The sequence below is a fragment of the Kitasatospora sp. NPDC127111 genome, assembly GCF_042677465.1.
In the GTDB taxonomy this organism is placed as follows: domain Bacteria; phylum Actinomycetota; class Actinomycetes; order Streptomycetales; family Streptomycetaceae; genus Kitasatospora.
Genome location: NZ_JBHXTG010000045.1, coordinates 12871 through 31950, shown reverse-complemented (window position 1 = coordinate 31950; position 19080 = coordinate 12871). Strand labels below are relative to the sequence as shown.

General features: G+C 71.7%; 16 protein-coding genes and 2 tRNA genes. 13 read left to right on the top strand and 5 right to left on the bottom strand.

Features of this window, described 5'->3' with window-relative positions:
• The first annotated feature begins 10 nt into the window (after positions 1-10).
• The 4 genes from ACFVHB_RS24950 (at position 11) to ACFVHB_RS24935 (ending at position 3459) form a co-directional block, all read left to right on the top strand.
• Positions 11-625 (top strand): biotin transporter BioY, encoded by a 615-nt coding sequence (locus ACFVHB_RS24950; protein ID WP_380326362.1) that lies wholly within the window; start codon positions 11-13, stop codon positions 623-625.
• A gap of 122 nt (positions 626-747) precedes the next feature.
• Entirely contained in the window at positions 748-1233 is a 486-nt protein-coding gene (locus ACFVHB_RS24945; protein ID WP_380326359.1) for a ribose-5-phosphate isomerase, read from the top strand.
• 319 nt (positions 1234-1552) lie between these two features.
• Entirely contained in the window at positions 1553-2782 is a 1230-nt protein-coding gene (locus tag ACFVHB_RS24940) for a PP2C family protein-serine/threonine phosphatase (protein ID WP_380326356.1), read from the top strand.
• 482 nt (positions 2783-3264) lie between these two features.
• Positions 3265-3459, top strand: a complete 195-nt coding sequence (locus ACFVHB_RS24935) for a hypothetical protein (RefSeq protein ID WP_380326353.1) — start codon at positions 3265-3267, stop codon at positions 3457-3459.
• A gap of 45 nt (positions 3460-3504) precedes the next feature.
• On the opposite strand, the gene ACFVHB_RS24930 is transcribed toward ACFVHB_RS24935, so the two are convergent.
• A complete protein-coding gene (locus tag ACFVHB_RS24930; RefSeq protein ID WP_380326351.1) occupies positions 3505-4299 on the bottom strand; it encodes a DUF6348 family protein in 795 nt (264 codons plus the stop codon).
• A 214-nt stretch (positions 4300-4513) separates the two neighbouring features.
• Here ACFVHB_RS24930 and ACFVHB_RS24925 point away from each other — a divergent pair, with 214 nt between their 5' ends.
• Positions 4514-5059, top strand: coding sequence for a hypothetical protein (locus ACFVHB_RS24925; protein WP_380326348.1), 546 nt, complete (start codon positions 4514-4516; stop codon positions 5057-5059).
• A 122-nt stretch (positions 5060-5181) separates the two neighbouring features.
• Here the strand turns inward: ACFVHB_RS24925 and ACFVHB_RS24920 are convergent.
• Positions 5182-5255 (bottom strand) — tRNA-Gly (locus tag ACFVHB_RS24920).
• 143 nt (positions 5256-5398) lie between these two features.
• Between ACFVHB_RS24920 and ACFVHB_RS24915 the strand changes: the two genes are divergently transcribed.
• The 5 genes from ACFVHB_RS24915 to clpX all read left to right on the top strand — a co-directional run bounded on the left by ACFVHB_RS24915 (position 5399) and on the right by clpX (position 10408).
• Positions 5399-5472, top strand: a tRNA-Pro gene (locus ACFVHB_RS24915).
• A gap of 375 nt (positions 5473-5847) precedes the next feature.
• On the top strand, positions 5848-7251 hold the full coding sequence (tig, locus tag ACFVHB_RS24910) for a trigger factor (protein WP_380326345.1): 1404 nt from the start codon (positions 5848-5850) through the stop codon (positions 7249-7251).
• A gap of 278 nt (positions 7252-7529) precedes the next feature.
• Positions 7530-8147 carry an ATP-dependent Clp protease proteolytic subunit gene (locus ACFVHB_RS24905; RefSeq protein WP_305067940.1) on the top strand — a complete coding sequence of 206 codons (618 nt, stop codon included), beginning with the start codon at positions 7530-7532 and terminating at the stop codon, positions 8145-8147.
• A gap of 59 nt (positions 8148-8206) precedes the next feature.
• A complete protein-coding gene (locus tag ACFVHB_RS24900) occupies positions 8207-8869 on the top strand; it encodes an ATP-dependent Clp protease proteolytic subunit (RefSeq protein ID WP_380326342.1) in 663 nt (220 codons plus the stop codon).
• Between the two features lie 249 nt (positions 8870-9118).
• Positions 9119-10408, top strand: a complete 1290-nt coding sequence (gene clpX / locus ACFVHB_RS24895) for an ATP-dependent Clp protease ATP-binding subunit ClpX (protein ID WP_030309676.1) — start codon at positions 9119-9121, stop codon at positions 10406-10408.
• Between the two features lie 84 nt (positions 10409-10492).
• Here the strand turns inward: clpX and ACFVHB_RS24890 are convergent, their stop codons facing one another.
• Both ACFVHB_RS24890 and ACFVHB_RS24885 read right to left on the bottom strand, forming a co-directional pair.
• Complete coding sequence (locus ACFVHB_RS24890) at positions 10493-11269, bottom strand: hypothetical protein (protein WP_380326339.1); 777 nt, start codon at positions 11267-11269, stop codon at positions 10493-10495.
• 79 nt (positions 11270-11348) lie between these two features.
• Positions 11349-12179 carry a hypothetical protein gene (locus ACFVHB_RS24885; RefSeq protein ID WP_380326336.1) on the bottom strand — a complete coding sequence of 277 codons (831 nt, stop codon included), beginning with the start codon at positions 12177-12179 and terminating at the stop codon, positions 11349-11351.
• A 194-nt stretch (positions 12180-12373) separates the two neighbouring features.
• Here ACFVHB_RS24885 and ACFVHB_RS24880 point away from each other — a divergent pair, with 194 nt between their 5' ends.
• Both ACFVHB_RS24880 and ACFVHB_RS24875 read left to right on the top strand, forming a co-directional pair.
• Positions 12374-15013 (top strand): valine--tRNA ligase, encoded by a 2640-nt coding sequence (locus ACFVHB_RS24880; RefSeq protein ID WP_380326333.1) that lies wholly within the window; start codon positions 12374-12376, stop codon positions 15011-15013.
• A gap of 262 nt (positions 15014-15275) precedes the next feature.
• Entirely contained in the window at positions 15276-15803 is a 528-nt protein-coding gene (locus ACFVHB_RS24875) for a hypothetical protein (RefSeq protein WP_380326330.1), read from the top strand.
• Between the two features lie 32 nt (positions 15804-15835).
• Here ACFVHB_RS24875 and ACFVHB_RS24870 read toward each other — a convergent pair whose 3' ends face one another.
• Positions 15836-17389: a chitinase gene (locus ACFVHB_RS24870; RefSeq protein ID WP_380326327.1), complete on the bottom strand. Its 1554-nt coding sequence runs from the start codon at positions 17387-17389 to the stop codon at positions 15836-15838.
• A 297-nt stretch (positions 17390-17686) separates the two neighbouring features.
• On the opposite strand from ACFVHB_RS24870, the gene ACFVHB_RS24865 reads away from it, so the two are divergent.
• The gene (locus ACFVHB_RS24865; RefSeq protein ID WP_380326324.1) at positions 17687-19078 is read left to right on the top strand and encodes a bifunctional folylpolyglutamate synthase/dihydrofolate synthase; all 1392 of its coding nucleotides are present in this window, start codon (positions 17687-17689) and stop codon (positions 19076-19078) included.
• Positions 19079-19080 lie beyond the last annotated feature (2 nt).

Below are 19080 nucleotides of genomic sequence, written 5' to 3'. Positions count from 1 at the left end.
GAAGATCCCGATGGCCACCGCCAGCGCCCCGACCGTCAGCACCCCGACCACGAGCCGCGCCGTCCTCGCCGATCTGCTGCCCGCCGCCTCCACCCGGCTCGGCGCCCAGGCCCGCGACCTCGCCCTGGTGGCCGGCGGCGCCGCCCTCACCGGCCTGGCCGCCCAGCTGTCGGTGAACGTCCCCGGCTCCCCGGTGCCCGTCACCGGCCAGACCTTCGCCGCGCTGCTCGTCGGCACCGCGCTCGGCGCCCGCCGCGGCATCGCCTCGCTCGGCCTCTACCTGCTCGCCGGCATGGCCGGCCTGCCGTGGTTCGCCCAGGGCACCTCCGGCTGGTCGATGCCCTCGCTCGGCTACGTGCTCGGCTTCGTCCTGGCCGCCGGCCTGACCGGCGCGCTGGCCCGCCGCGGCGCCGACCGCACCCCGGTGAACACCGCCGTCACCATGGTCCTCGGCAGCCTCGCCATCTACGCCGTCGGCGTGCCCTACCTCGCCGTCTCGCTGCACGTGTCCCTCGCCCGCGCCGCCGAGCTGGGCCTCTACCCGTACCTGGTCGGTGACGCCCTCAAGGCGGCCCTCGCCGCCGGCGCCCTGCCGCTCACCTGGAAGCTCCTCGGCCGCCGCTGAGACGCCCCCTTCCCGGGCCCCGGCCCGCTCGGCTCGCGGGCCCCGGCTCGCCTTCCGGAGGCGGCTCGCTCGGCCTCGGCCCCCTGCGCGGCCCAGGTGGACGCGCATGCCACACTCGTGCCATGCGCGTCTACCTGGGCTCCGACCATGCCGGATACGAACTGAAGAACCACCTCGTCGAGTGGCTCAAGGAGGCCGGCCACGAGCCGGTCGACTGCGGGCCGCACATCTACGACGCCCTCGACGACTACCCGCCGTTCTGCCTGCGCGCCGCCGAGCGCACCGCCGCCGACCCGGAGGCGCTGGGCGTCGTGATCGGCGGCTCGGGCAACGGCGAGGCGATCGCCGCCAACAAGGTGAAGGGCGTGCGCGCCGCGCTGGCCTGGAGCGAGCAGACCGCTTCGCTCGGCCGCGAGCACAACAACGCCAACGTGATCTCCATCGGCGGCCGGATGCACACCCAGGAGGAGGCCACCAAGTTCGTGGAGATCTTCCTCAACACCCCGTACAGCGGGGACGAGCGGCACACCCGCCGGATCACCATGCTGAGCGAGTACGAGACCACCGGCGAGCTCCCGCCGATCCCGGCCCACCACCCGCAGGGCTGATCCACCCTCCCACCCTCCTGCCCTCCCGACGGCCGGCCGCGCTCCCGCAGCGCGGCCCGCCGCCGCGTCCGCCGGGGGCGCGCGCCCCTGTGTGATCGGCCACAGCGGCCCTCCGCCCGCCGGGCGCACCGAAAGCCCCGCGCGCGGGGCGCATGCGTCACCCGCGTGGTTCGTACGCCCAGCCCCCGCACGCTTCCTGACGCAGCGGCCGCCGCCCGCCGCGATCGGCCGAAACCGGCTGACACGCCCACGCCACGGCGGAGCCGCCCTCGTCCGAGCCGTCGACGCCGGGCGGCAACCGTGGATATGGTCGGTCCCCATGGCTGGCAGACCGCCGGGCGCACCGCCCCAGACGACTGCGACGAGGCCCGGCGCCGCCACGGTGCCCGACCCCGTGACGGCCCGGTTGCGCAAGAGGCTCCGCCGGGTCCGCCGAAGGCTGCGCACCGCCGGTGTCGACTACTTCCGCGGCGGCGCCGCCGACTGGCCGGTGCTCTGCGCGCTCGCCCTGCTCGTCCCGCTGCTGATCCTGCTCAACATCTGGATCCCCGCCTGGGCCCCGCCCACCTCCCTGGTCCTGCCGATCCTGGCCGCCGCCCTGCTGCTGCGCCCGGGCAGCCTCGTGGTGCTGTACGCGCTGGCCGCGCTGGGCCTCTCCGCCGAGTCCGTGATCCACACCGGCCAGCGGGTCGCCAGCGCCGACCCCGACGCCTACACCTACGGCGTCACCCCCGGCGCCGCCCTGGTGGTCGGCGCGGCCGGCGTCGGCGGCCTGCTGCTGGCCCAGTTCCGCAGCCGGGTCGGCGTCCCCTGGTGGGGCGGCTCCACCATGCTCTTCGACCTGCGCGAGCGGCTGCGGGTGCAGAGCCGCGTCCCGAGGCTCCCGGACGGCTGGCACGCCGACATGGCGCTGCGCCCGGCCGGCGGGCAGTCCTTCTCCGGCGACTTCGTGGTCGCCGCCCGGACCGGCCCCGGCCAGCGGGTGCTGGAGGTGGTCCTCGCGGACGTCTCCGGCAAGGGCATGGACGCCGGCTCCCGGGCCCTGCTGCTCTCCGGCGCCTTCGGCGGCCTGCTCGGTTCGCTGCCCGCGCACGACTTCCTGCCCGCCGCCAACGGCTACCTGCTCCGCCAGGCCTGGGAGGAGGGCTTCGCGACCGCCGCCCACCTGGTGCTCGACCTGGACACCGGCGAGTACGAACTGCTCTCGGCCGGCCACCTGCCCGGCATGCAGCGGCTGGCCGGCGCCGGGCGCTGGGAGGTCAAGGAGGCCGAGGAGGGGCCGGCGCTCGGGATCTTCGACGGCGCCAAGTTCGAGGGCGTGCGCGGCCGGCTGAACCGGGGCGACGTCCTGCTGCTCTGCACCGACGGCATGGTCGAGGCGCCCGGCCGCGACCTCTCCGAGGGCATGGACCGGCTGATGGGCGAGGCCGACCGGCTGGTCCCCGGCGCCGGGCCCGGCGCGGGCACCGGCGCGGCCTCCCGGTTGATCGAGACGGTCGCCCGGGACATCAACGACGACCGCGCCGTCCTGCTGCTCTGGCGCGATTGAGCGGGCGCCGTTCCGGGCATTTACCGGGGGCAGGCGCTGTCAAGCCCGGGAGCTGATCTTCGGCCATTCCGGACGGGCCGTCACCGTTGCGGACCTGCCGGTTCCGTTCCCGCCCGTCGGGCGTTTCCCGGCCGCTCAGCGCGGCCCCGCCGACGATTCGTCAGAATGTCTCGGCTATCGTCTCGGTCGGCGGAAACTCGTCTCGCATCGCAGGATATCGGCGTTCGGCCGACAGTCAGACCTTTACGCAATCGGCACGGTCGACCACACTGAGTCCGGGCGGGACTGGTCAGGATTCGGGGGATGGGGGGCGTCACGTGCGGCACGACGGACACCGTGCGGTCGTACCGGACTCTCCCTCCGGCGGCTTGGCGCCGGACGAACTGCCGTTCCGCCTCGGGACCGTCGGACAGGCCGGGGTCCGGCTTCGCAGGGGCTGTCAGCCGCTGGCACCCCGCTATGAAACGAGGAAGTGAGTCCGGGTGGCACTCTCCGTCTCCGCGCTGGTCCTGTTCGGCATCATCTGCTTCATCTTCATCCGCAACAAGCAGCTGAAGACCGGGCACTTCATCCTGGCCGCCCTGTTCGGCTTCATGCTCAACCAGAGCACGGCCGCCAAGCCGATCCAGGACTTCCTGACCCAGATCGCCAAGAGCATCTCCAGCATCGCCAGCTGACCCCGGGTCCTCCGGGGGTGTCATCAGCGGGGGCGGCCGTCCGGGTCACCGGCCGGCCCGTCTGGCCTGCCGCCAGCGCCCGAACAGGCCCCGGGCGCGCACCGCCGCCGGGACGGACGCGCGGACCGGCGCGGGCATCGCGGTGCCCGCCGGCGCGGGCGGCGGCACCGCCGGCTCGCGGGTCGTCAGCAGTACGAACAGCCGCGCCCAGCACAGCCGTTCGCCGCGCGGCCAGTCCAGCGAGCGCAGCGCCGCCGAGGCCGCCTCCGACACCTCGCCGTTGACCCGGACCTCGGCGACGTCGTCCCCGGCCTTGCCGCCCAGGAACAGCTTGACCCCGTTCGGCCCGGGCGCGGCCAGGTCCGGCAGCAGCGCGGGCGCCAGCGCGGGCAGCAGGCGGTGCTCCGCCAGCCAGCCGGCCAGCCGTTCGTTGCCGAAGCCGAACACCGCCGCCGGCCCCTGCACGGCGTGCCAGCCCGGCAGCTCCGGGTGGTCGGCGTGGTCGCCGTGGCGGCCCCCGCCCTCGGTCAGCTCCACCAGCGCCGAGGCGGTGGTGGTCGCCCACATCCGGACCGCGTTGGCGAGCTTCTCCTCCTCGGTCTTGCCGAGCCCGGCCGCGCAGTCCCAGACCACCGGCGCGTCCGCCCGGCCCAGCTGCAGCACGTAACCCAGGTCGACGTGGCCGGCGCCGCCGTCGTCGCCGGGGTGCTCCCGGACGGCCACCGCCGTCGTCCCCGGGCCGCGCACCACCTCGCCGTCGACCCTGAACACCTGGCCGAGGCGCGCCATCTCCCGGACCACACAGCGCTGTATGACGGCCAGTCGGTCCTGGGGACGCACGGATACTCCTCCATCTCGGGCTCGCAGCCACCGCGGGCTCGCAGTCGTCTCGAACTGCGCTCGAACGCCGCCGAGGCTATCGGCCCGGAGCCTCACCGGGAAACCGCCGCGGAGCCGCGGCACGGTGGGTGCGGCCGACCGCTCCGGTCGCGGGAATGTCCGAGATGCACCATTTTGGGTAGCGGCAACCGTAGGCACCCGCCTGGAGAACCGCATGGCCCGCACCGACCTGACGCCCCCTCCGCCGAAGCTCCGCGCCCCGGACGGCGCCGGGCTGGTCGCCGAGATCGAGGCGTACCTCGCCTCGCTGCCCGCCGCGGCGCGCACCGCCGTCCCCTACGTCTACGTCCCGCGGCTCGGCTCCACCGTCCAGCTCTGGAACGCCGGCCACCCGCTGCCGCGCCCCACCCTGCTGAACCGGCTCACCCGGCGCCCGGCCCGCCCGGTCCCGGTGAGCGCCGCCGACCACCTGCGGCTCGCCTCCCGCTACATCGGCGCCTTCGGCTGGCTCCAGGGCGCGATGTGGGACACGGCCGGCCGGGTCTGCCTGCTCGGCGCCCAGGCCGCCGTCCTCGCCCACGGCTACGGCACCCCGGCCACCGTCCGCACCGCGCGGGTCCAGCTGATGGAGGTGCTGCACGCGACCGGGCACCCGGTCAGCTCACCGGACGAGTACAACGACCGGCCCACCACCCGTGAGGGGGACGTCCACCTGCTGCTCGACCGGGCCGCCGCCCGAGCCGGACGGCTCGGCCTCTGAACGCCGGCGGCCCGGTCTGACGTGGCGTCGGGGAAAGCGAACGGCGCCAGGAAAAGCGAACGGCGCCGGGGAAAGCGAACGGCCCCGGAGGGACGGTGGACGTCCCTCCGGGGCCGGACTGCTGGAGCGGGCGACGAGAATCGAACTCGCGTGACTAGTTTGGAAGACTAGGGCTCTACCATTGAGCTACGCCCGCATGATCCCCCGGCCGTCGCCGGACGGAAGGTCGGGAACAGCGTACCTGGTCCGGTCGGCTGCGCGCACACCGCATTCGTTTCCCGGCCTCTGATATGTCGGCGAGCCGACGGGGCCCGGCGTGTACGCTTCCTCTCGGCACCACGGGGTGTGGCGCAGTTTGGTAGCGCGTCCGCTTTGGGAGCGGAAGGCCGTCGGTTCGAATCCGGTCACCCCGACAGTGCGGCAGGGTCTCGCCCACGGCGGGGCCCTGTTGGCGTCTTCGCGTGCCCCCACCGTACGCCGGTGGTGGACCTCGCGCCCGCCGGGGCGGCTCCGGAGCCCGCCGGAACGGGTCGGGCGGCCGTCGGCGGTGGCGTCCTGGCGTCCGCCTTTCGTGGTACCGGTAGGATGGGGCGCTGGCGGTAGTCCCTGCGGCGTCCACCCAGGTCAACCGCACGAGGGCGAGGAGTCACGCTCACCGTCCACCCCCAACGGGAGATGCAGCTCCAACCGCCCATCGCCCGTCTCGCCCGACCCGCCCGTACCGGCCCCGGCCGGCGGCACGGGGAGGGCGGAGGCAACCTGACCGCAAGCCCATAGGAGACCTAACCGTGAAGAGCGCCGTCGAGACTCTGAACCCGACCCGGGTTCGACTCACCGTCGAGGTGCCCTTCGAGGAGCTCAAGCCCAGCCTCGACGCGGCGTACAAGAAGATCAACCAGCAGGTCTCGGTCCCGGGCTTCCGCAAGGGCAAGATCCCGAACCGGGTCATCGACCAGCGTTTCGGTCGTGGCGCCGTGCTGGAGGAGGCCGTCAACGACGCCCTCCCGCGCTTCTACACGCAGGCCGTCGACGAGGGCAAGATCGAGGTCCTCGGCCAGCCCGACATCACCAACATCGAGGGTGTCGAGAAGATCGCCGACGGTGGTGACCTGAAGTTCACCGCCGAGGTCGACGTCCGCCCGGAGATCACCCTCCCGGACTTCTCCTCCATCGAGGTCACCGTCGACCCGATCGTCGTCACCGACGAGGACGTCGACAAGTCCCTGGAGCAGCTGCGCGAGCGCTTCTCCTCGGTCAAGGACGTCGAGCGCGCCGCCGCCGCCGGCGACATCGTGGTCGTCGACCTCGAGGCCAAGGTCGACGGCGAGGTGCCGGAGGACGGCACCGCCGCCGGCGTCAGCTACGAGATCGGCTCGGGCCGCCTGATCGACGGCATCGACGACGCCGTCATCGGCCTGGAGGCCGGTGGCACCGCCACCTTCACCACCGAGCTCAAGGGCGGCACCCAGGCGGGCAAGACCTCCGAGGTCACCGTCACCGTCACCGCCGTCCAGGAGAAGGAGCTGCCGGAGCTGGACGACGAGTTCGCCCAGCTGGCCAGCGAGTTCGACACCCTGGAGGACCTGAAGGCCGACTCCCGCAAGCGCCTGGAGCGCATGAAGGAGTACGACCAGGCCACCCAGGCCCAGGAGAAGGTCCTCGACGCGCTGCTCGGCCTGGTCGAGATCGAGTTCCCGGAGAAGCTCCTCAAGGACGAGATCGAGACCCGCAAGCACAACCTGGAGCACCACCAGCTGGAGCCGATGGGCCTCAACCTCGCGACCTACCTGGAGACCCAGGGCAAGTCGGAGGAGGAGTACCTGGCCGAGCTCGAGGAGCAGGCGAAGAAGGGCATCAAGACCCAGTTCGTCCTGGACCAGATCGTCGCCGACGAGGAGCTGGGCGTTAACCAGGAGGAGCTCACCGAGCACCTCATCCGCCGCGCCGCCGGCTCGGGCCTCACCCCGGACCAGTTCGCGCAGCAGGTCGTCCAGGGTGGCCAGGTGCCGCTGCTGGTCGGCGAGGTCGCCCGCGGCAAGGCGCTGGCCACCGTGGTCGAGGCCGCCAAGGTCGTCGACACCGAGGGCAACGAGATCAACTTCGACGACGACGAGACCGACGAGTCGGGCGAGACCGTCGAGGCCGCCGCCGAGGCCCCGGCCGCCGAGGCCGAGGAGAACACCGAGGCCTGATCGCCCCGGTCGCCCTGAAGCAGCAGCGGGCCCGGACGCCGTACACGGTGTCCGGGCCCGCCGTGTTCCCGGCGCGCCGCCACGCCGCGCGCCGGGAACCCTGCGCTCACAGCGAACAGTTCTGCGTGAGGGATTCTGCGGCCCGGCCTGCGCGTTAGGGTCCTTGGACAGCAACAATCACGACGTGATACCCGGAAGCTGTGCGACATCGTGACGGCCGTGGAGCGACCGTCCAAATCGACTGAGCAGGTGGCTAAGTGACGTTCCCGCAGATGCAGATGCCTGGCCCGATGGCGCCGCACGCCGCCTCTGGTGACGTGCTCGGCGGCCTGGGCGACCAGGTCTACAACCGGCTGCTCAACGAGCGGATCATCTTCCTCGGCCAGCAGGTCGACGACGACATCGCCAACAAGATCACCGCCCAGCTGCTGCTGCTGGCCGCGGACCCGGACAAGGACATCTTCCTCTACATCAACTCCCCGGGCGGCTCGATCTCGGCCGGCATGGCGATCTACGACACCATGCAGTACATCAAGAACGACGTCGTCACCATCGCGATGGGCATGGCGGCCTCGATGGGCCAGTTCCTGCTGACCGCGGGCGCCAAGGGCAAGCGCTTCTCGCTGCCGAACGCCAACATCCTGATGCACCAGCCGTCCGCCGGTCTCGGCGGTTCGGCCACCGACATCCGCATCCAGGCCGAGCAGCTGCTCCGCACCAAGAAGCGGATGTCCGAGCTGATCGCCTTCCACAGCGGCCAGTCCTTCGAGCAGATCACCGCGGACTCCGACCGCGACCGCTGGTTCACGCCGGAGGAGGCCCTCGAGTACGGCCTGATCGACGCGATCATGCACAGCGCCGCGGACGTCCCCGGCGGCGGCGGCACGGGCGCCTGAGCCTCGGCCCCGGCTCCCACGAGACCACAGCCACAACGCTCCGGAGGACTAGAACCCCCATGAACATCCCCAGCCTGTCCAGCGCCAAGGCACGCGTCGAGGACATGCGCGCCGAGGGCCGCTACATCGTCCCGCGCTTCGTCGAGCGCACCTCGCAGGGCATCCGCGAGTACGACCCGTACGCCAAGCTGTTCGAGGAGCGCATCATCTTCCTCGGCTCGCAGGTGGACGACGTCTCCGCGAACGACATCATGGCCCAGCTGCTCTGCCTGGAGTCCATGGACCCGGACCGCGAGATCCAGATGTACATCAACTCGCCGGGCGGCTCGTTCACGGCCCTGACGGCCATCTACGACACCATGCAGTACGTGAAGCCGGACATCACCACCGTCTGCATGGGCCAGGCGGCCTCCGCGGCGGCCGTGCTGCTCGCGGCCGGCACCCCCGGCAAGCGGATGGCGCTGCCGAACGCCCGTATCCTGATCCACCAGCCGTACACCGAGACCGGCCGCGGTCAGGTGTCCGACCTGGAGATCCAGGCCAAGGAGATCTTCCGGATGCGCGAGCAGCTGGAGGAGATGCTCTCCAAGCACTCGAACAAGACCGTCGAGCAGGTCCGCGACGACATCGAGCGCGACAAGATCCTCACGGCCGAGGAGGCCGTCGAGTACGGTCTCGTCGACCTGGTCATCTCGACCCGCAAGGCCTCGCTGACCTCCTGAGGTCGGCACCGCGGGGGCGGGGCGCGCCGGTGGTGGCACGCCCCGCCCTCCGCACACCGGCGTGCTCCGGCGACGGCATCTGTTCGGTATCAATTCGCCCAGGGCGTAGGGCAGACCCGGCGAAGAGGACGGAATCAGGGGCGCGGCAGAGTACCGTCGGATAGCGAGACCGATCGCCGTCGGCGTTGACGGTCCACAGCACCAGGCCCCGGAACCCCCGCGGGGCCCCTGGCGAAGGGGAAGCACCTCGTGGCACGCATCGGAGACGGTGGCGACCTGCTCAAGTGCTCGTTCTGCGGCAAGTCGCAGAAGCAGGTGAAGAAGCTGATCGCCGGCCCAGGCGTGTACATCTGCGACGAGTGCATCGACCTGTGCAACGAGATCATCGAGGAGGAGCTCGCCGAGACCTCCGAGGTGCGCTTCGAGGAGCTGCCGAAGCCGCGCGAGATCTACGAGTTCCTGGACCAGTACGTGGTCGGCCAGGACCTCGCCAAGAAGGCGCTGTCGGTGGCCGTCTACAACCACTACAAGCGCGTGCAGGCGGGCGAGGCCGGCCGCAGCGGCGGCAACGGCCGTGAGGACGCCATCGAGCTGGCGAAGTCCAACATCCTGCTGCTCGGCCCCACCGGCTCCGGCAAGACGCTGCTGGCGCAGACCCTGGCCCGGATGCTGAACGTGCCGTTCGCCATCGCGGACGCCACCGCGCTGACCGAGGCGGGGTACGTCGGCGAGGACGTCGAGAACATCCTGCTCAAGCTGATCCAGGCGGCCGACTACGACGTCAAGAAGGCCGAGACCGGGATCATCTACATCGACGAGATCGACAAGGTCGCGCGCAAGAGCGAGAACCCGTCGATCACCCGCGACGTCTCGGGCGAGGGCGTGCAGCAGGCGCTGCTGAAGATCCTGGAGGGCACCACCGCCTCGGTGCCGCCGCAGGGCGGGCGCAAGCACCCGCACCAGGAGTTCATCCAGATCGACACCACCAACGTGCTGTTCATCGTGGGCGGCGCGTTCGCGGGCCTGGAGCGGATCATCGAGGGCCGGGCGGGTGCCAAGGGCATCGGCTTCGGCGCCAACATCCGCTCCAAGCGGGAGCTGGACGCCAGTGACCACTTCCGCCAGGTGATGCCGGAGGACCTGGTCAAGTTCGGCATGATCCCGGAGTTCATCGGCCGTCTCCCGGTGATCACCAGCGTGCACAACCTGGACCGCGAGGCGCTGCTGCAGATCCTCACCGAGCCGAAGAACGCGCTGGTCAAGCAGTACCGGAAGCTCTTCGAACTGGACGGCGTGGAGCTGGAGTTCTCCCGGGACGCGCTGGAGGCCATCGCCGACCAGGCGATCCTGCGCGGCACCGGCGCGCGCGGCCTGCGGGCCATCATGGAGGAGGTGCTGATGTCCGTGATGTACGAGGTCCCCTCGCGCCAGGACGTCGCCCGCGTGGTGGTCACCGGGGACGTCGTCTCCAAGCACGCCATCCCGACCCTCGTCCCGCGCGACATGATCAAGCGGGAGCGGCGCGAGAAGAGCGCCTGACCCCCGGACGTGCGAAGGGCCCCTGGTGCGTCACCAGGGGCCCTTCGGCGTTCCGTGCGGGGCCGCGCCCCACCGGGGGACCTCCTACTTCGGGACCTCGGCGACCGCGCGCAGGTCACGGGCCTCGGCGGCGAGCTTCTCCAGGTCCGGCGCCTTGCCGTCCTCGGGCGCCCGCATCAGCAGGATCAGGCTGCTGTTGTCGGCCCAGGCGCAGATGCCCAGGTCGGTGCCTTCCTGGGTGGCCTTGGCGCACTCCATGGTGCCGCCCTTGGGGCCGGCGTCCACCGGGTGCCGGTTGCTGACCGTCGGGCCGCCGGAGGAGAAGCCCTTGAACATGGCGTCCAGCTCCTGCTTGGGCAGCAGCACCTTGCCGTAGCCGCCGACCACGATGAGCTGCGGGTCCTCGGAGGAGTCCAGGTACACCGCGCTGACGCCGGTCGGGTTCCAGGCCCCGTCGCCCTTGCCGAACTCGGAGGTGATCTCCTCCTCCATCTTCCGGGCGATCTCGTTGTCGTCGTCCTTCGAGAGGGCCTGGAACTTCGCCGGCAGGACGATCTTCTGGGTGCCCGCGTTGGACGTCACGTCGAGCACGAAGTACGCGACGGCGCCGCCGATCAGCGCCAGCACGCCGACGAAGACGCCGAGCAGGATCCACAGCGTCTTGCGGGACTTCTTGGGCGGCGGCACCGGGGCGTACGCGCCGTACCCGGCCGGGCCGGCCTGCGGCGGCACCGCGCCGAGGCCCGGCGTGCCGGCCGGCGGCGGGGGCGTGGCCCCGTAGCCGGGCTGGGACGGGACGGGCGCGCCGCCGTAGGGCTGGCCGGCGGGCGGCGGGGCGCCGTAGGGGTTCTGCTCGGACACGGTGGCCCTTTCTGGGGACGGACGGAGGGCACGCGCTGCCCGGGGCCCGGACAGCGAGGAGCGTGACGCCTGCGTCTGGCTACTTGGCGACGACCATGGCGTCGCGGATCGCCCGGGTCTTCTCGGCGGCCTGGGCGGGGGTGAGGGCGGTGCCGCCCACCTTGATGAAGGACACCCGCGCGGTGGTGGACCTGTCGGCCCAGACGCAGACGGTGGTGGAGCTCTTGGGCGCGCTGCCGCCGATCGAGATGCCGTAGGTGCCGCAGGAGAGCTTGGCCGAGGAGTCGTGGCTGTACTGGGCCGGGAAGTCCGTCATCGGGGTGGTCCAGGTGGCACCGCCGTTGGTGTCCTTCTTGGAGTCCTCGATGATCGCGCCCGGGTCCTTGATCTTCCCGTACACGCCGAGGACGCTGATGGTGCCGTCGGTGGCGTCGGAGCCCTTGGCGTAGCTGGCCAGCAGGACGTGCAGGTCGGTGCCGATCTTCTCGGACTGCTCGGCCTTGGCCGGGTCGGCGGCCTGCTCCTTCACCGACTTCTGGGTGTAGCCGTCCGGCAGCGTCTGCGGCGCGCTGATCTTGTAGTCGCCGCCGCCGGAACCGCCGATCAGCTTGTAGACGCCGAAGCCGCCGCCACCGAGCACCAGCGCGGCGATCACCAGTCCGACCACCAGGCCGCCCTTGCCCTTCTTCGGCGGCGGCGCCACCGGGTAACCCGGCTGGCCGTACGGCGCCTGCTGCGGCACCCCGTAGGCCGGCTGGGCCCCGTACTGCGGCGCCGGGGCGCCCTGCTGCGGGTAGCCGTACTGCGGCTGCGGCGCGCCGTAGGGCTGCTGCGGCTGCGGCGGCCCGTACGGTGCCCCGTAGGGCTGCTGCGGCTGACCCTGCGGATACTGCTGACCCTGGCCGTACATCTGCGTCTGTGCTCCCCCGCCGCACCCGCGGCCTGTCTGTCGTGGTCTGGAGTCGTCCGTGTCCGTACGAAGGACCGGACGAGTGTGCGGGCACGGTACCGTACCCGGCCGACGGCCGTCCGGAGCGGGCGCGCGGAGTCCGCGGACCGAAAGCGGTTCGTAACCCACGTCCGCGGTTACGTAAACTGTGCGTCGTGACCGACACCACGAACCAGCGCCCCGCGAGCTCTCACGCCGGGGACGACGCAGCCACCCTCCCGACGACCTACGCTCCGGCGGATGTAGAGGGCGAGCTGTACGAGCGCTGGGTAGAGCGCGGTTACTTCACGGCCGACGCGAAGAGCGAGAAGCCGCCGTACACCATCGTCATCCCGCCGCCGAACGTCACGGGCAGCCTCCACCTGGGCCACGCCTTCGAGCACACGCTGATCGACGCGCTCGTCCGCCGCAAGCGGATGCAGGGCTACGAGGCCCTCTGGCAGCCCGGCATGGACCACGCCGGCATCGCCACCCAGAACGTGGTCGAGCGCGAGCTGGCCAAGGAGGGCAAGTCCCGCCACGACCTGGGCCGGGAGGCCTTCGTCGAGCGGGTCTGGCAGTGGAAGGCCGAGTCCGGCGGCCAGATCTCCGGCCAGATGCGCCGCCTCGGCGACGGCGTGGACTGGTCCCGCGAGCGCTTCACCATGGACGAGGGCCTGTCCCAGGCCGTCCAGACCATCTTCAAGAAGCTCTACGACGACGAGCTGATCTACCGCGCCGAGCGCATCATCAACTGGTGCCCGCGCTGCCTCACCGCGATCTCGGACATCGAGGTGGAGTACCAGGACGACGACGGCGAGCTGGTCTCCATCCGCTACGGCGAGGGCGACGCCTCGATCGTCGTCGCCACCACGCGGGCCGAGACGATGCTCGGCGACACCGCCGTCGCGGTCCACCCGGACGACGAGCGGTACAAGCACCTGGTCGGCACCGAGATCGAGCTCCCGCTCACCGGCCGCCGCATCCCGGTCGTCGCCGACGCGCACGTCGACCCCGAGTTCGGCACCGGCGCCGTCAAGGTGACGCCCGCGCACGACCCGAACGACTTCGAGATCGGCCAGCGCCACAACCTGCCGGCCATCGCCGTCATGGACGAGCACGCGGTCATCACCGCGCACGGCCCGTTCCTGGGCCTGGACCGACTGGAGGCCCGCTCGGCGATCGTCGCCGCGCTGCGCGCCGACGGCCGGATCGTCGCCGAGAAGCGCCCGTACGTCCACTCGGTCGGCCACTGCTCGCGCTGCAAGACCACGATCGAGCCGCGGCTGTCCATGCAGTGGTGGGTCAAGGTCGGCCCGCTCGCCAAGGCCGCCGGTGACGCGGTCCGCGACGGCAAGGTCAAGATCCACCCGCAGGAGATGGAGAAGCGCTACTTCGACTGGGTCGACAACCTGCACGACTGGTGCATCTCGCGCCAGCTGTGGTGGGGCCACCGGATCCCGGTCTGGTACGGCCCGAACGGCGAGGTCGTCTGCGTCGGACCGGACGAGCAGCCGCCGGCCGGCGAGGGCTGGCACCAGGACACCGACGTCCTGGACACCTGGTTCTCCTCGGGCCTGTGGCCCTTCTCCACCCTCGGCTGGCCCGAGCAGACCGAGAGCCTGGCGAAGTTCTACCCGAACTCCGTCCTGGTCACCGGCTACGACATCCTCTTCTTCTGGGTCGCCCGGATGATGATGTTCGGCCTCTACGCGATGGACGGCACCCCGCCGTTCCACACCATCGCGCTGCACGGCATGGTCCGTGACCAGAACGGCAAGAAGATGTCGAAGTCCTTCGGCAACGTGGTGAACCCGCTGGACTGGATGGACAAGTACGGCTCCGACGCGCTGCGCTTCACGCTGGCCCGTGGCGCCAACCCGGGCGTCGACGTGCCGATCGGCGAGGACTGGGTCCAGGCGGCCCGCAACTTCGCCAACAAGATCTGGAACGCCACCCGCTTCGCGCTGATGAACGGCGCCACCGTCGAGGGCCCGCTGCCCGCGCCGGAGGAGCTGACCGCGTCCGACCGCTGGATCCTGTCGCGCCTCAACAGCACGGTCGCCGAGGTGGACGCCTTCTACGAGGACTACCAGTTCTCGAAGCTCTCCGAGGCGCTCTACCACTTCGCCTGGGACGAGGTCTTCGACTGGTACGTGGAGCTCTCCAAGACCACGCTGGCCAAGGGCGGCGCGCAGGCCGACGCCGCGCGCCGGGTGCTCGGCGAGGTCCTCGACGTCACCCTGCGGCTGCTCCACCCGATCGTGCCGTTCGTCACCGAGACGCTGTGGACCACGCTCACCGGTTCCGAGTCGGTCGTCATCGCCGACTGGCCGCAGGACAGCGGATACCGCGACGCCGAGGCCGAGGCGGAGATCGCCACGCTCCAGCGGGTGGTCACCGAGGTGCGCCGGTTCCGTACCGACCAGGGGCTGAAGCCGGGCCAGAAGGTCCCGGCCCGGCTCGACCTGGCCGGCACCGCGCTCGTGCCGCACGAGGACGCGATCCGCTCGCTGACGCGCCTGACCGCGCCCGAGGAGGGCTTCGCGGCCACCGCCTCGCTCCCGGTCGCCGGTGCCACCGTGGCCCTGGACCTCTCCGGCACCATCGACGTCGCGGCCGAGCGCAAGCGCCTGGCCAAGGACCTCGCGGCCGCCGAGAAGGAGAAGGCCCAGACCACCGCGAAGCTCGGCAACGAGGCGTTCCTCGCCAAGGCGCCGGACGACGTGGTCGCCAAGATCCGCGCCCGCCAGGAGGCCGCCGAGGCCGACATCGACCGGATCACCGCCCAGCTCGCGGCGCTGCCGCAGGCCTGACGGCCGGTAACCCTCCGAGGGGCCGCATCCCGCCGACGCGGGGTGCGGCCCCTCGGCATTTCCGGGGCATCCCTTTCCTGCTCCTAATAGCCCAATGCCGTTGCTCCCTTCCGGCGAATATTCATCCTGGACCGGGTGAGGCCGTATTCCGCCCGAATTCATTCCGGTCTTGCCCGCGCGGGTTCGCGGAAGTCGGCAGGTCGGATGTGTACGGTGTGCAGCAGTTCCGCTGATCCGACGGCACCGAACGGGAGGGCACGGCGTGGTTGCGACCGAGGAGTTGGCCGACGAACTGCCTGCTGAGGCGGTCGAGGAGGCCAAGGGCAGGGCGGCGACGCTGTTGCTCGCGTTCCGGCACGGCAACCAGCTCGCGTTCGACGACGAGTTGGACCGGATCATGGCGGAGCACGCGCACCGCGAGGTCACCACCCTGCTCACCTGGATCGCCGCCGAGGCGGTCCGCAAGGCGTACGCGCCCGAGGTCGGCGACCGGGTGCTGCGCGCGATGGCCCGCCGGGCCCCGGCCGACACCGGCGCGGTGGAGGTGGACGAGGAGACCGCGGACGCGGCCCGGCTGATCGAGGCGGTGGCCGGCGGCCGGGTCGCCGAGGTCCGCGGGCTGGTGGCGGCCACCGCCGACACCACCTTCCTGCTCGGCGGCCTGCTGCAGGGCGTCGCCATGATGCTGCCGTTCCTGCCGGAGGGCGAGGTGGCCGAGATCACCGCCGAGCTGCGCCGCCGGCACTCCGGCCCGTGCCCCGACATCCCCGAGGCCCGGGCCGGAGGCTGAGCGCACCGCCCGCGCCGGGCGGGCGACCGGTTCTACGGCATGGCGTGCAGGTGTGAACCTACGGTGCCCGCGATCCCGCCGCCCGCCCTGGCGTCCCAGTTGGTCGACCAGGTCATCGCCCCGCCGATGCCGGGCCACCTGGTGTCGGGCTTGAAGCTGCCGCAGTTGGTGCCGGCGGCCAGGCAGTCCAGCGCGTTGTTCACCACGCCCGGGCCGACGTACCCGCCGCCCGCCGCGCTGGTGGAGGCGGGGACCCCGAGCCCGACCTGGTCGGGCCGCAGTCCGCCCTTGAGCTGGATGCAGGCCAGCGCGGTGAGGAAGTCGACGGTGCCCTGGGCGTGGACCTGACCGTCGCAGCCGAGCATCGTGCCGGAGTTGTAGTACTGCGTGTTGACGATCGTGAGGACGTCCTTCACGTTCAGCGCCAGCTTGAAGTACTCCGTCCCGGTCGACTGCATGTCGATGGTCTGCGGCGCCGTGGTGAGCACGAAGCCCTTGCCCGCCCTTGCCGCCAGGCTGTGCAGGGCCTGGCCCAGGTAGGTGGCGTTGACGCCGTTCTCCAGGTCGATGTCGACCCCGTCGAATCCGTAGCTCCGCATCAGCGCCCAGGCGGTGTCGGCGAAGGTGGTCGCGGAGGCGGAGCTGTTCACCGCGACGGTGCCGTTCTGGCCGCCGACCGAGAGGATCACCTTCTTCCCGGCCGCCTTCTTCGCCGCGATGTCGGCCTTGAACTGGGCCTCGGTGTAGCCGCCGAGCCGGGAGGAGAGGGTCGGGTCCAGCGTGAAGCTCAGGCCGCCGGGCGTGGTGGTGGCGTCCGCGAAGGAGACCGCGATGACGTCGTACGCGGCCGGCACGTCGCTGATCCGCTGGACGGTGGCGCCGTTGTCGAAGTTCTGCCAGTAGCCGGTGAGCAGGTGCTTGGGCAGGCCCGGCCGGTCGGTCGGGGTGTCCGTGGGCGTCGGCGTGCCGGTGCCGGTCGGGGGCGGGCTTCCGGTACCGGTCGAGGTGGGGCTTCCGGTGCCGGTCGGGGTGGGGGTGGTGGCGGTCGGCGAGGGCTTCGGATCGCCCGGGCCGATCAGCGAGACGTCGTCGGCCAGGAAGGCCGGCTGCCCGTACCAGCCGTGCAGGTAGACGGTGACGCCGGTGGTGTTCGCCCCGGTGGTGAAGGTGGTGCTCAGCTTCGTGTACCCGGTCGAGGTGGTCCAGGTGCTGGGGTCGGTCCCGCCGGTGCCGCGGGCGCCGAGGTAGACGTACGGGCCCAGGACCCAGCCGCTCAGCGTGTACGTCGAGGAGGGCTTCACGGTGACGGTCTGGACGCACTCGCCGGTGTCCCCGGCGCCCGGGGTGGAGCGCAGCGCGAACGCGCCGGAGTGGACGGCGGTGGTCTCGGGCACGGCGGCGGAGCAGGTCCAGCCGGTGAGGTGGTTGCCGTACTCGAAGCCGCCGTTGGTGATCAGGTCGACGTCGGCGGCGTGGGCGCCGGTGCCGTCGGCGAGGACCAGTCCGCTCAGGCCGATCGTGATCGCGCTCGCCCCGGCGAGCAGGCTGTGGACGGCGCGCGGGCGCGCGTGTCGGGCAGGTGGCATGACTCCAGCTCCTGTGGGGGAGGCCGGCGGCCCTCGTGGGGGAGGGGCGTCCGGGTGTCGATGGTGTGCGTGCGGGAGCTACCGACAACTCAAGTCCCTGTCGGGGAGGGAGACTTGCCTCACAAGGTGGAGTAGACCAATCCGACTGTCAAGGGGGCGGCCGGGCGGCGGCCGGCCGGGATGGGGCCGATTCCGGGCGCCCGGGGGATAGTGAACGCGGAAAACGAACAAGCCCCGGACAAAGGCGCGGTTCTCACCCTGTGGGGACCGCCCGGCGGTGCTCCGTAGACTGTGGTCGTGAGCGACAAGGCCGATCCGAACCCGTACACCCTCCGCCCCGCCGACGGCGCCCAGGGAGACCCCCTGCGCGAGGTCGAGCTGGAGCTCGCCAAGCGCTGGCCGGAGAACAAGCTGGAGCCCTCGCTCGACCGGATCGAGGCGCTGATGGACATCCTGGGCCAGCCCCAGCGGTCCTTCCCCTCCATCCACATCACCGGCACCAACGGCAAGACCTCCACCGCCCGGATGATCGAGCAGCTGCTCAACACCTTCGAGCTGCGCACCGGCCGCTACACCAGCCCGCACGTGGAGAGCGTCACCGAGCGGATCAGCCTGGACGGCGCCCCGATCGGCCCCGAGCGGTTCGTCGAGGTCTACCGCGACATCGAGCCGTACGTGCAGATGGTCGACGCCCAGCAGCCGGTCGCGATGTCCTTCTTCGAGGTGCTGACCGGCATGGCGTACGCCGCCTTCGCCGACGCCCCGGTCGACGTCGGCGTGATCGAGGTCGGCATGGGCGGATCCTGGGACGCCACCAACGTCATCGACGCCGCCGTCTCCGTGATCACCCCGATCTCGCTCGACCACACCGACAAGCTCGGCGAGACCACCGGCGAGATCGCGGTCGAGAAGTCCGGGATCATCAAGCCCGGCGCGGTCGCCGTGGTCGCCCAGCAGCAGCTGGACGCCGCCCAGAGCATCCTCAAGCGCGCCGTCGAGGTCGACGCCACCGTGGCCCGCGAGGGCATGGAGTTCGGTGTGATGCGCCGTGAGATCGCCATCGGCGGTCAGCTGGTGACGCTGCGCGGACTCGGCGGCGAGGACTACGAGGACGTCTTCATCCCGCTGCACGGCGCCCACCAGGCCCAGAACGCCGCCGTGGCGCTGGCCGCGGTCGAGGCCTTCTTCGGCGTCGGCGGCGCGCGCGGCGGACAGCTGGACGCCGACAAGGTCCGCCAGGCCTTCGCCGGCGTCGCCTCGCCGGGCCGGCTGGAGGTCGTCCGCCGCAGCCCCACCATCGTCCTGGACGCCGCCCACAACCCCAACGGCGCCCAGGCCACCGTCGCCGCGCTCGGCGAGTCCTTCGGCTTCACCCGGCTCGTCGGCGTGATCGGCACCAGCGGCGACAAGGACGTGGCGGGCCTGCTGGAGGCCTTCGAGCCGATCCTGGCCGAGGTCGTCATCACCCAGAACTCCACCCACCGCGCGATGGACGTCGACGCGCTGGCCGCCCTGGCCGTCGAGATCTTCGGCGAGGACCGCGTCCAGGTCGAGCCCCGGCTCGACGACGCCATCGCCGCCGCCGTCACCCTCGCCGAGGAGGAGGGCGACCTCGGCGGCGCCGGGGTGCTGGTCACCGGCTCGGTCATCACGGTGGGCGAGGCCCGCCTGCTCCTCGGGAGGAAGTGACG